This window comes from Pontiella sulfatireligans, assembly GCF_900890705.1.
GTDB classification, from domain to species: Bacteria; Verrucomicrobiota; Kiritimatiellia; order Kiritimatiellales; family Pontiellaceae; genus Pontiella; species Pontiella sulfatireligans.
Genome location: NZ_CAAHFH010000001.1, coordinates 2,938,293 through 2,950,398 on the forward strand (window position 1 = coordinate 2,938,293; position 12,106 = coordinate 2,950,398).

Below are 12,106 nucleotides of genomic sequence, written 5' to 3' on the forward strand. Positions count from 1 at the left end.
ATTTATGTATCATATTGGTTCAGAGGCTGATAAAGAAACGAATTGCAACGAGCGACGTGGTAAAATGCAAGCTACAAAACCTATTGGGAAGCTGTCATTCTACCACTGAATTACTCCCGCTCAGTGTGAACGTTGGATTTGTACCGTCAACCCGCCGGAGATACAAACCAAAAACTATTGGCGCGTCTGCATGAATGCATCCCACAGGCTGGTGCGGATGTGGATGGCCATGAGGGTGTCGGCCCGCAACCCATAGTATTCGGAGAGGTAGGCGTCGGGATCCACTTCAAGCGCGGGCGAGGAGATGATGATGTCGGCTGGGGGATGGACGGGCAGCGGGTCGGCGGCGTCCCAGTATCCAACATTTTTAAAGCCGCGCAGATAGAACGGCAGGGGCCACATGGCCTTGGGATCGGCGGCCACCTGGATATAGAGTTCATTCCCCTTTGGGCTGACGGCTTCAAGGTCGCCGATGCGGCGCACGAGGTTCATGAAGTCGGGGGCGGTGTGGGCGTAGACGTAGGGGTTGCGGTAGTCGGCGGCATAGCGCCGGGTTGTCCGTTCCGCCTGACCGGCAAGCTGCGCCGAGGCGAGCAGGATGGGAACCACCCAGAGCCAGCTCCAGCGCCCTTTTTGCACCAGCGCCCCCACCCCGATGCCGGCGAGAATGATCCAGCCGTGCAGGAACGAGAGCATGCACCATGGCGTCTTGTAGGGAATGACGGAGTAGACGGCGGTCAGCAGCAACGTGTAGAACATGATGAAGCGGGCCAGGCCGAGGTCGCAGTTGGCCGGAATCTTTTTTAAAACAATCGAAGCGCAGCCGCCGAGGCCAAGGACAAGGATCAGCGCCTCGCTCCAAACCGGGCCGCCATCGAACCGGTAGAACGAGAGCATCCGAAGGTAGAAATACCACGGATGGACGTGGTCGGTATTCACACCGGTGCCGCGCGCAAAATAACCCTGATAGGCCATGATCGATTCCAACGGGCCGTCAACGTTGGTGAAGAACGAGGAAAAGAGAACAATGCTGACGAAGATGGCGCAGGCGGCAGCCAAGAGCATGTTTTTAAGGGGCAGGTGCACCTTGCGGTCGATCACGGCGCACAGAATGGCCGCGCCGAACAATGCGGCGTAGGCCATGATGGCCGTTTCCTTGGTGGCGAACATCAGCCCGAGGGCCAGCCCGCAGGCCGCCGCCCAGCGCCGGGAGCCGCTGCGCCAAGAGAGCCAGCCTGAGGCTATGGCCAGATAGGTAAAGAAGACCAGCAGCATTTCCTGGATGTAGAAGCGGCTGTAGTAGGCCATCGCTGGAGAAATGGCAGAGAACAGCGCAACCGCAAGCACCGCCACGCAGCCGATGCCGGAACGCAGCAGCGGCGTGCAGAGCACCAGCAAAAAACCAAAAAAGGCCGGCACAAGGCGGTAGGTCCATTCATTCGAGTCAACGAAGGTTTGAACCCCCGCTAGCCAGGCGGAAGGGAGCGTGAGATAATAGAGCGTCGGGCCGTGATGGTCGTCGGCGTCGTAGGTGTATTCCCCGCTTTCGAGCAGGATGCCGCAGCGGTAGGCCTGGTTTGCCTCGTCGTGGTGCATGGGGCGCTGCTCGAGGCCCGGCAGCCGGAGCCACAGCGCCATTGCGAGGGTGAGCATGAATACGATGGGCATCCAGTAACGCATGGCTATTTGTGCTTCAGGATCAGGTTTAGTCTCCGAATGCGCAGTTCCCGGTAGCTGGACTGCAGCTTCTGCAGCAGCAGGCGCTTCACCCGCTCCAGCTCGGGCATCCAACCGGGAAGATCAACGAAGACGTGCAGCGTGAAATCCTTGATGAAGCCCGGTTCACTGTGTTTGGCAATCTGCTCGCCAACAAGCTTCGGCCAAGCATCGCGCAGCACCCGCACGTTTTCCTGCACCGGCTGATCCAGCCCGCTCACGACATCAACGAGGATGTCGCCCAGACTGCGGATCTTTCGGTTGGGCGCGGGAGGCTTGCTCAGATGGAACCGCACTTTGTCCATATCCCAGCGGTCGCGGTTCATTCTGCTGTTTCGGGGTTGCTCCATAACGGGCATTGAGCCAGAAAGAAGGTTGATTCACAATCAATTCATCTCTTTAATGCGACAGATGAAATCACAACTGTATCCCATGACCTTCTCGCCCGTCTACAAGGACTACCCTTGGGGGGGGTCCCGCATCCCCAAAACCTACAACCGCGGCATGCCGGATGGCATCTATGCCGAGTCGTGGGAAATCTCCGACCACGACGATGGGATGAGCGTGGTCGCCAACGGTGAACTGGCCGGGAAAACCATCCGCGAACTCCTGCAGGCCAGCCCGCAGGAAATAATGGGAACGGCCGTTGAAGGAACCAAATTCCCGTTGCTGATCAAGCTGATCGACGCCAAGCAAAAGCTGAGCGTGCAGGTGCACCCCAACGATGAAACCGCCGCCGAGTTCGGAGGCGAAGCCAAGACCGAAATGTGGTACATGCTCGGCGACAATGCCGCGCAGGTGTATTGCGGGCTGAACGACGGCGTAACCAGGGAAAGCTTTCGGCAGTCGATCGAAGACGGCACCAGCGGCGATGCGATGCGCCCCGTTCCCGTTGTAAAGGGCAACGCCGTTTTTGTGCGTGGCGGAAGCGTCCACGCCATCGACGAAGACTGCTTTATTCTCGAAATACAGCAGAACTCCAACACGACCTACCGCATCTACGACTGGGGGCGCATGGGCAACGACGGCCAGCCGCGCGAACTCCACATTGAGCAAGCCATCAACGTTATCAACTGGGAAGACCGCGACAGCCCGTTGGTTGAACCCGTGACACAGGTCGACACCGACAGCTTCCAGTGCTCGGAAGTGTTGGCCTGCGAATATTTCCGCCTCGAAAAACTATCCTTCAACGCCCCGCTAGAAGTTCCAATGAACGGAAAAACCTTCCATGCGCTCTTTGTGTCGGAAGGCGAAGCGACGGTCTCTTGGGGAGAGGATGCGCTGACCGCCCCGGCCGGCACCTCCATTCTAGTGCCGGCCGCCCTCCCCGCCTACACGCTGAATGGAAAGGCCACGGTGCTGCGGACTACAATTCCATAGAACAAAACAGAAGCTTCAACATATTTGGAGGTTTGGCTTGAACCGGCTCAAGGGATGGAAAATTCGCAACATGGTATTGCTGATCATGTTGGCCATGGTGCTGCCGCTCTCGTTGCTGTCGTCGGCGCTCGACTTCCATCTTTACAAGCGCAACGAGCTGCGCCATATAGACGCCCAGTTGTTCAACGCCGCCGTCCTCGCCAAGGCCACCCTGCCCGACAACTATCACGACGCCATTCTGGATGCCGCAACCGTCACCCCCGAAGCGTTCGACCGCATCGTCGACCGGAACAACAAGTTGTGCGAAGAACTGGGGCTGGAATATTTGTGGAGCCTAATGCTGCTGGATGGCCGGCTATGCTTCACCTCCGCCACCTCGCCGGACAAAAAGGTCGAGAACCACCAGCATGCCAAGTTCCTTGAACCGCACGCCAACCCCGAACTTTATGCACACGCGTTCCAAACCATGGAGCCACAATTCCAGAACAATATCGACAAATGGGGAAGCATCCGCGCCGTGCTGGTTCCCTTCTACGACAGCCAGGGGCGGAAATGCCTTTTCGGCGCCAGCAAAAAACTCTCCGACATCCATGCGAACACCGCAACGCTCTTGCGCAATGCCCTGTTCGCCTTGCTGATCCTTCTCATCCCCGGAATCCTGGTCAGCCTGATCTTTTCAAAATGGCTAACCAGTCCCATCGCCCGCTTGGCCGATGCCGCCGAAGAAATCGGCGAAGGCCGCTACGAAACCGACATCAACATCGAAGGCTCCCGCGAAGTCAATGTTTTGGCCCACCAACTGGCCGACATGCGCGATGCGATCCGCGACCAGATGGCCTCGCTCGCCAAAGCCATGGACGAGCTGCGTAATTTCGAGCAGATCGTAAACAGCAGCCCCATCATCGTCTACCGCTTGCGTTACGCGCCGAAGGAATGGCCTGTTGAGTTTGTCTCGAACAACATTAACCAGCTTGGTTATTCAGCAGCGCAACTGCTGTCCGGCCAAAGCCCATGGTATTGCATTAACTATCCAGAGGACATCCCCGCCGTGGAGAAATTCGTTAAAGAGGTCATCGATCAGGGGGAAGATGCATTCAATCTGGAAAGCCGGATGCTCACGGCAACGGGCGAGATCCGTTGGATGCACAGTTGGAACCGATTCATCCGGGATGGCAAAGGGAACATTACGCACCTTCATGGAATTTTTGTAGATATTACAGATCGCAAAATCTCTCAGGAGCGGGACGGGCAATATCGGCAACGGCTCAAAGCCCTGTCACAGGATCTGGCCACCACCGAAGATCGGGAACGTCGCCAATTCGCCGAAGCCCTGCACGAAGACGTAGGGCAAATGCTGGCCGGGCTCAACATGAAATTCACAGCCCTCAAAGAAGCCGTGGACCGGGATCGCATCGACGATCTCTTTGAGCAGGTCGACACCCTGCTTCAGCACATCATGGGAAAGTGCAAATCATTGACTTGGACCATGTGCCCGCCGTCGCTCTACGAAACGGACATCGCCGCGGGGCTCGAGCGCATGGCCGAAGACCTCAAAGACCTTTTCGGGATCGATGTCAGCATTCAGACCGCCGGCCTCCGCATCGAACTTGACCGGGAAGCCTCCGCCTTTATTTTCCGCTGGGCCAAGGAACTGCTGGTGAATGTGGCAAAACATGCTGAAACCACCGCCGCCGACATTGCGGTTTCCCAATACACCGACAAGATCTACATGGTGGTGACCGACCAAGGAAAAGGGATGGACACCTCCGAACTGGAAAATGGATCAGGCACGGGATTCGGCCTGTTCAGCATTCGGGAAAACCTCGCCCAGATGGGCGGTTTGATGAATATTCAATCAGAACCCGGCAAAGGCACCAAGGTCTTGATTATCTGCCCATTGCCTTCCCTGCTTCTAAAGATCCAGTAGCTTCCCGGAAAAGCCGCGCCTTCGCCCATGGCCACGCAGGAAAACCCGTTTACACCAAGGCGGTCGGCGCCCATTTCAACAAACATTTGAGCGCGCTCCAAATCGCCTATCCCGCAACCTCTACAAACCATAGCCGAACGTCTTTAACGGCAGGCAGCCTGATGGGATGCGGCTTCGTTTTCCTTGGCGCTGATTGACAAAGCTCCGGCATCTGTGCCACGCTTTTTGGCAAGGCTTGGAACTAAAATGCGGCAGAACGGGGCGTGGAGACTTTGAACAACCAACTAATTGCAGACATGCTCCGGCAGGCGGAGCAACTCGACCCGGCCGCGGCCGCCGACGCCCTTGCGGCGGCAACCCAGCGCAGGGCCGGTCTGCTGGATGTACTCGCCGAGCGCGGCCACGACAAGCAGAAGCTTTTCAACGAACTGACCCGTCAATGCGGCATGGAACCCATCGAGCTATCCTCCAGTCAACCAACTCCGGCCGCGGCCACCCTGATGCCGGCCGAGACCGCCCGGCGCTACCGCGTCGTTCCGGTTCACAAAACGGATGGCGTGCTGACGGCAGCCATCGGCAATCCGTTCGACATCGATACGCTCGACACCCTCCGCTATGTCTTGACGGATTCCGTCGAAATACTCGCCGCCCTGCCCGAACAAATCGAAGAAGCCCTGGCCCGCCTCTACCCCGAGTCAAGCCCGGTGCTGGATATCGAAGAGCCCCCCCTCGAAAAAAAGGACACCGCCTCGGAGGCCGACGAGCCGATCATCCGCCTCGTCAACCAGCTTATTGTCGAAGGCTTCCGCGCACGCGCGTCGGACATCCACCTCGAGCCGCTCAACCGGCAGTTCCGCGTACGCTGCCGCATCGACGGCGCCTTGCGCGAAGTGGAAGGCCCGCCCCGCCGCCTGCACCCCTCCGTGATCAGCCGCATCAAAATCATGGCCAACATGAAGATTTCTGAAAAGCGGCTCCCGCAAGACGGCCGCATCGAAATCCGCGTAATGGGGCGCGCCCTCGACCTGCGCGTCTCCTCCATCCCCACCAACCACGGCGAAAGCATCGTCATGCGCATCCTCGACAAGCAGAGCCTGACGCTCGGGCTCCCCAACCTGGGCTTCCATCCCGACGACCAGCAAACGTTCGAGCGCCTCATCCGCTGCCCCGACGGCATCCTGCTCGTCACCGGCCCGACCGGTTCGGGCAAGACCACCTCGCTCTATGCCTGCCTCAACCACCTGAACCAGCCCGACCGAAAAATCATCACCGTCGAGGATCCGGTGGAATACCAGCTCAGCGGCATCAACCAGGTGCATGTGCGCGCCGACATCGGCCTCACCTTTTCCGCCGCCCTGCGCTCCATCCTGCGCCAGGCGCCCAACATTATTATGATCGGCGAAATCCGCGACCGCGAAACCGCCGAGATCGCCATCAATGCCGCCCTCACGGGCCACCTCGTGCTCAGCACGCTTCACACCAACGACGCGCCCAGCGCCATTACGCGGCTGGCCGACATCGGCGTAAAGCCGTTCCTCGTTTCCTCCTCCGTGCGCGGCATCATGGCGCAGCGCCTGGTGCGCACCGTCTGCGAAAAATGCAAAACCGCATACACCCCCACCGAGGCCGAAAGCCGGCTGCTCGCCTCCGCCGCGCAGCTCTACCGCGGCACCGGCTGCCCCGCATGCGGAGACACCGGCTATGCCGGACGCAAAGGCATCTTTGAGCTGCTGGCCATCAACGACGATGTGCGGCAGATGATCTATTCCGGCGCACCCGTGGCCGAGCTGCGCGCCAAGGCGCGCTCGATGGGCATGCGCACCCTGCGCGAGGACGGCCTGCGCAAGGCCGCCGACGGCATCACCACCGTCCAGGAAGTGCTCCGCGTTACCATGAGGGACGAAAACTGATGGCACACCGCAATCTCATTTTAGAGGAACTGCTGAACACCGGCCGGCTCACTGCGGACCAAGCGGACGCCATTCACGAAGAGCATCTGGAGCAGGAAAAACCCATCCACGAGGTTGCCGTTGGGCAAGGCTACATCGAAGAGGAAACCTACTTGGAAACCGTTGCCCGCGTGATGGGAGTCGATCAGACCGACCTTGCCATGCTCGCCATCGACGACAACGTCAAACAAGCGGTTCCCGCCAGCATTGCCCGGCTCTACCGCACGGCGCCGGTACAGGTGGACCATGCTTCGGCCGTCTTTGCCGTAGCCGACCTGCCCAGCCCCGCTGTAACGGACGACATTGCATTCGTGCTTTCGCGGCACGTCAACTACGTCGTTGCGCCGCAAGCGGACATCGACGCCGCCATCCTCCGGCTCTACGGCGAAGAAAGCGCCTCCGAGAACGACCTCCTATCCGCGCTCGAAGCCAACCTTGAAGAAGTCGGCACAGACATGATCGATCTTGCCGACCTCGAACACGCCGCCAGCGCCACGCCGGTCATCCAGTTTGTCAATCTCGTGCTCTACCAAGCCGTGAAGGACCGCGCCTCCGACATTCACTTCGAGCCCTTCGAGCATGAATTCAAGATCCGTTGCCGCGTTGACGGAGCGTTGTTTGAAATGGCCCCGCCGCCCAAGCGCCTCGCCCTGCCGGTCATCTCGCGCATCAAAGTGATTGCGGGGCTCGACATTGCCGAGTCTCGCCTCCCGCAGGACGGACGCATCCAGCTGCAGGTGGCCGGCCACACGATCGACTTCCGCGTTTCCACCCTCCCCACCCAGTTTGGCGAAAGCGTCGTCCTGCGCGTGCTCGACCGCTCGAACGTCCAACTCGACATCGGCAACATCGGCTTCCCGGACGACATCCGCACCAGCTTCATCGAAGACATCCAGAAGCCCAACGGCATCGTCATCGTTACGGGGCCGACGGGCTCGGGAAAAACCACTACGCTCTACGCCGGCCTGCAGCACATCAATCGAACCGAAACCAAAATCCTGACCGCCGAGGATCCAGTCGAATACGACGTAGACGGCATTATCCAGCTGCCCATCCGCGAAAACATCGGCCTCACGTTCGCCTCCGCGCTGCGCTCGTTCCTGCGCCAGGATCCCGACGTCATCATGGTCGGCGAAATACGCGACCAGGAAACGGCGCAAATCGCCATACAGGCCTCGTTGACCGGGCATCTGGTGTTCAGCACCCTGCATACCAACGACGCGCCCGGCGCCGTTACCCGCCTGATCGACATGGACGTGGAGCCCTACCTGATTGCATCAACCCTCGAAGCCGTGATGGGCCAGCGCCTCGTACGCGCCATCTGCCCCGATTGCAAAACTCCCTTCCGCCCCAACAACGCGATGCGGGAACTGCTCGAGCTCGACCGCAGCCAAATCGGCGAACAGCCCTTCTACCACGGCGCCGGATGCGATGCCTGCCACCAAACCGGCTACAGCGGCCGCCGCGCCATTTTTGAATACATGCAGATTTCCGATCCGCTGCGCGCAGCCATCATCGACCGCAAGCCAACGGTTGCACTGCGCCAGAAAGCCGTCGAGCTCGGCATGCGCACCTTGCGCGAAGACGGCCTCCGGCTCATTCTCGACGGATGCTCCACCGTTGAAGAAATCGTGCAATATACCTAAGAAAGGAGAAGGCGGAACAACGAGCCTCATGCCATGCCTAAATTTAAATACACAGCCCACGACATCAACGGCGAAGAAAAATCCGGATCGGTGCATGCCCATGACCAAGCGGCCGCCACGGCGCAGCTGCGCAATAAAGGACTTTTCCCCGTCGAGGTATCCGGAACCGAACTGCGGGTTCCAAGCGCGGAAAAGAAGCCGGCCAAAGGCGTTGGGCTCGACCGGGAAATCCGTTTGCCCGCCGCGTTGTCGAGCGTCGGCCCAAAACAACTGATGGTGCTGACCCGCCAAATGGCAACGCTGATCCATGCCGGTCTGCCGCTGCTGCGCGGACTGCACATCCTGCAGCGCCAGGAAAAGAATCCGGCACTCAAGAAGGCCGTGGCCGAGATTGCGGAATCCATTGAGGGCGGCGGCACGTTCGCCGATGCGCTCGCACTGCATCCGCGCATCTTCAACAAGCTCTACGTCAATATGGTCAAGGCCGGCGAAGCAGGCGGCATTCTCGACGTGGTGCTTGAACGCCTGGCGACCTACATGGAAAAAGCGCAAAAGGTGAAGAACAAGGTCAAAAGCGCCATGACCTATCCCCTCGTCATCCTCGTCGCCTCCACCGGCATCATGATGTTTTTAATGGTGGCGATTATCCCGCGGTTCGAAACCATCTTTGCCGACATGCTCGAAGGCCGGGCGCTGCCGCCGCTGACGCTGTTTGTGATGGGCATAAGCGAGCGCATCCAGAACGACTGGCCGGTGGTGCTGGCCGTCTTCGCCGGGCTCGCGGCACTCATCGCCCTGCTCCGCCGCATCCGCGCCGGCCGGATGGTGCTGGACTCAATCAAAATGGCCGCTCCGATGCTTGGCCCCCTCACGCGCATGGCGGTGCTGGCCCGGTTTGCACGCACACTGGGTACGCTGATGGAATCCGGCGTCCCCATCCTTCAGGCGCTGCTCATCGTCAAGGAAACGCTCAGCAACGAACCCGTGGAACGCGCCGTGGAAGAGATCCACGACAACATTAAAGAAGGCGAGCCAATGGCCGCGCCCGTCGAGGCCAACCGGATCTTTCCGCCGATTTTCGGAGGCATGGTCGAAGTCGGCGAAGAAACCGGCGAACTGCCCGCCATGCTGCTGAAAACAGCCGATATGTATGAGGACGAAGTGGACAATGCCGTGGCCGCCCTTAGTTCGGTGATCGAACCCATTTTGATTGTACTTCTATCCTTGGTCGTCGGAACGATAGTGATTGCAATGTTCCTTCCCATGGTGTCTATTATCGGTAATCTGAGTTAGCGCAAAAACATTCACGTTTTGAGGAGACCACACCATGAGAGCACTGCTGATTGTCGCCCACGGAAGCCGGCGCAAAGAGTCGAACGAAGAGGTACGCCGGCTGGCCTGCCGGATCAATGAAAACTCGGGGCCGGCCTTTGATCTCGTGACCAGCGCCTTTCTTGAAATCTCCAGCCCGCAAATCGATTCGGCCGTGGCCGACTTGGTCGACGAAGGCGCCATCGAAATCAAGGTGTTCCCCTACTTCCTTGCCGCCGGCACCCACGTGGTCAACGATATCCCGCGCTTGATTGGCGAAGAGAAAGAGAATTTTCCAAACGTGCACTTCGAGTTTTTACCGCATCTGGGCGCGTTGCAGGGCATCAGCACCCTGATCCTGAACCAGATCTACAAAGGCGCTCCCTTGGCGCCGCAGCTTCAGGCGCTGGAACTCGAAACCGACTAGGACGCTTCGTCGATCCAACCGCCGCCGAGCACTTCGCCATCCTTATAGAAAACCGCGGCCTGGCCGGGCGTGAGGGCGAATTGCGGCTCGTCGAACACCACATCCGCTTTTCCTCCGCCGGCAAACCGGACGTTGGCAAGAGCGCCGTTGCTGCGGTAGCGCGGACGAACCTCGCACCGCAGCTCTCCTTCCGGCTCATCGCCGGAAATCCAATGCACCTCGTCCAAGGCACACGCCACCTGCATAACACCGGGGCGCGGCGCCACTTCAACCACATTATTTTCCTTGTCGAGGCGCTTAACATACATCCGCTCGCCCAAGGCAATGCCAAGCTTGCCGCGCTGCCCCACCGTAAAGCGGTGCAGGCCGTTGTGATGCCCAACCACGTTTCCGTCTGGATCGTGGATTTCGCCTTTCTTCACTACGGAAGGATCGCGCTGCTCGACAAATTCGGCGAGGCGCCCCTCCTCAATGAAGCAGAGGTCCTGGCTTTCGCCGCGCGGCACGATCGGAAGCCCGCGCTCTTTTGAATAGGCCTTCACCTCCGGCTTGGGCAGGTCGGCCAGCGGAAACAGCAGAAAGGCAAGCTGCTTCTGGTTCAGGCGGTGCAAAAAGTAGGACTGGTCCTTGTTCGGATCTTTGGCGCTTAAAAGGTGGTACTTCCCGTCGGCCTGCTTCTCGACGCCGGCATAGTGCCCCGTGGCCAGATAGTCGCAGTTCAACTGGAGAGCGCGATCGACCAGAAACCCGAATTTAACAAACGAATTGCAGTAAATGCAGGGCGAAGGCGTCCGACCGGCGGCATAGGCCTCGACAAACGGATCAACAATTTTATCGGTGAAGATTTCCTGCGCATTGACGACATAATGGCGGATATCGAGATAGGAGCAGACTTTGCGGGCCCGCTCCACGTCCTCCAGCGAACAGCAGCGGGAGCCATCCTTCCACATATGGGCGGTGAGTCCGATGACCTCGTAGCCTTGATCAACCAGCATGGCCGCGGCCGCCGAAGAATCGGTGCCCCCGCTCATGCCAACGGCAACACGGCCTTTGGTACTGGATTGGTCTTGATTTGACATGCGCGGAAGATAGACGCGCTGCGCGCAGTTGGCAAGTGCCGGTTAGTCCCTAAATTGGTTCTTATGCGGATCGAACCGCGGGGCGCCCTCAGGAATGAAGTTCCTGTGCTCCGGATGACTGCACAGCCTCATCCCCTCATAATAGACAATAAACCGGCAATGGCGGTTGTTATCGCACTTACAAACGGAATAGGTCGGAAGATAGTCCGCCGTAACGCAATCGGAAAAATCAGTTTTCCAAATGCTGACAGACTCCTCTTCCTTTTTTACTTTTTTCCAAAATTTCCACATAAAGACCTTCCTGATACAGACTCTGCAATAAAGGCTAATCTTTCAAAGGGCGGTGCCCGGGTAAAGCACATCCATTAATTTTTTTTAGTACTTTTTACTAGACCCCGGCTAGGATTTGTATTAAAAAAACCAACACTTTAACAAACCTAAGGAGAACATCATGGCAACAAATCCAATTGGGAAAAACACAAAAACGATTGGCATCAATATGCAAAAAGATATGGCAGACGAACTTGAAAAACGTGCAAACTCAATGCACCTTTCCACCAGCAAATACTGCAAGGTCATCCTAACCGAATGGCTGAGTTCCGGAAAAAAACTGACGCTGCAGGAAAAACAATAGATTTTACTGTATTTTTTGACCGAAAAGGTTCCTTCAA

At 58.4% G+C, this 12,106-nt stretch carries 10 protein-coding genes; 7 read left to right on the forward strand and 3 right to left on the reverse strand.

Annotated elements, in window-relative coordinates:
• Positions 1-174 precede the first annotated feature (174 nt).
• Together SCARR_RS10055 and SCARR_RS10060 are read right to left on the reverse strand one after the other, a co-directional pair.
• Positions 175-1,680 carry a flippase activity-associated protein Agl23 gene (locus tag SCARR_RS10055; protein WP_136061457.1) on the reverse strand — a complete coding sequence of 502 codons (1,506 nt, stop codon included), beginning with the start codon at positions 1,678-1,680 and terminating at the stop codon, positions 175-177.
• A 2-nt stretch (positions 1,681-1,682) separates the two neighbouring features.
• Entirely contained in the window at positions 1,683-2,042 is a 360-nt protein-coding gene (locus tag SCARR_RS10060) for a DUF721 domain-containing protein (protein WP_168433211.1), read from the reverse strand.
• 85 nt (positions 2,043-2,127) lie between these two features.
• Between SCARR_RS10060 and SCARR_RS10065 the strand changes: the two genes are divergently transcribed.
• The 6 genes from SCARR_RS10065 to SCARR_RS10090 all read left to right on the forward strand — a co-directional run bounded on the left by SCARR_RS10065 (position 2,128) and on the right by SCARR_RS10090 (position 10,356).
• Positions 2,128-3,096, forward strand: coding sequence for a type I phosphomannose isomerase catalytic subunit (locus SCARR_RS10065; RefSeq protein ID WP_168433212.1), 969 nt, complete (start codon positions 2,128-2,130; stop codon positions 3,094-3,096).
• A gap of 37 nt (positions 3,097-3,133) precedes the next feature.
• Entirely contained in the window at positions 3,134-5,023 is a 1,890-nt protein-coding gene (locus SCARR_RS10070) for a PAS domain-containing protein (protein ID WP_168433213.1), read from the forward strand.
• A 263-nt stretch (positions 5,024-5,286) separates the two neighbouring features.
• Complete coding sequence (locus tag SCARR_RS10075) at positions 5,287-6,933, forward strand: GspE/PulE family protein (protein ID WP_407984776.1); 1,647 nt, start codon at positions 5,287-5,289, stop codon at positions 6,931-6,933.
• Positions 6,933-8,618 (forward strand): GspE/PulE family protein, encoded by a 1,686-nt coding sequence (locus SCARR_RS10080; protein WP_136061461.1) that lies wholly within the window; start codon positions 6,933-6,935, stop codon positions 8,616-8,618. Before SCARR_RS10075 ends, SCARR_RS10080 begins: the two co-directional genes overlap by 1 nt.
• Positions 8,619-8,651: 33 nt before the next feature.
• Positions 8,652-9,911 carry a type II secretion system F family protein gene (locus tag SCARR_RS10085; protein WP_136061462.1) on the forward strand — a complete coding sequence of 420 codons (1,260 nt, stop codon included), beginning with the start codon at positions 8,652-8,654 and terminating at the stop codon, positions 9,909-9,911.
• 34 nt (positions 9,912-9,945) lie between these two features.
• A complete protein-coding gene (locus SCARR_RS10090; protein WP_136061463.1) occupies positions 9,946-10,356 on the forward strand; it encodes a sirohydrochlorin chelatase in 411 nt (136 codons plus the stop codon).
• On the opposite strand, the gene mnmA is transcribed toward SCARR_RS10090, so the two are convergent.
• On the reverse strand, positions 10,353-11,435 hold the full coding sequence (gene mnmA / locus SCARR_RS10095; protein ID WP_136061464.1) for a tRNA 2-thiouridine(34) synthase MnmA: 1,083 nt from the start codon (positions 11,433-11,435) through the stop codon (positions 10,353-10,355). The genes SCARR_RS10090 and mnmA overlap by 4 nt on opposite strands.
• A 451-nt stretch (positions 11,436-11,886) precedes the next feature.
• Here mnmA and SCARR_RS10100 point away from each other — a divergent pair, with 451 nt between their 5' ends.
• Positions 11,887-12,069, forward strand: coding sequence for a hypothetical protein (locus SCARR_RS10100; protein WP_136061465.1), 183 nt, complete (start codon positions 11,887-11,889; stop codon positions 12,067-12,069).
• Positions 12,070-12,106: the final 37 nt, after the last annotated feature.

Bases quoted from the DNA above. Each gene is read 5' to 3' on its own strand.
- SCARR_RS10055 (WP_136061457.1), bottom strand. From the start codon at position 1,680: ATGCGTTACTGGATGCCCATCGTATTCATGCTCACCCTCGCAATGGCG.
- SCARR_RS10060 (WP_168433211.1), bottom strand. From the start codon at position 2,042: ATGAACCGCGACCGCTGGGATATGGACAAAGTGCGGTTCCATCTGAGC.
- SCARR_RS10065 (WP_168433212.1), top strand. From the start codon at position 2,128: ATGAAATCACAACTGTATCCCATGACCTTCTCGCCCGTCTACAAGGAC.
- SCARR_RS10080 (WP_136061461.1), top strand. From the start codon at position 6,933: ATGGCACACCGCAATCTCATTTTAGAGGAACTGCTGAACACCGGCCGG.
- SCARR_RS10085 (WP_136061462.1), top strand. From the start codon at position 8,652: ATGCCTAAATTTAAATACACAGCCCACGACATCAACGGCGAAGAAAAA.
- SCARR_RS10090 (WP_136061463.1), top strand. From the start codon at position 9,946: ATGAGAGCACTGCTGATTGTCGCCCACGGAAGCCGGCGCAAAGAGTCG.
- mnmA (WP_136061464.1), bottom strand. From the start codon at position 11,435: ATGTCAAATCAAGACCAATCCAGTACCAAAGGCCGTGTTGCCGTTGGC.
- SCARR_RS10100 (WP_136061465.1), top strand. From the start codon at position 11,887: ATGGCAACAAATCCAATTGGGAAAAACACAAAAACGATTGGCATCAAT.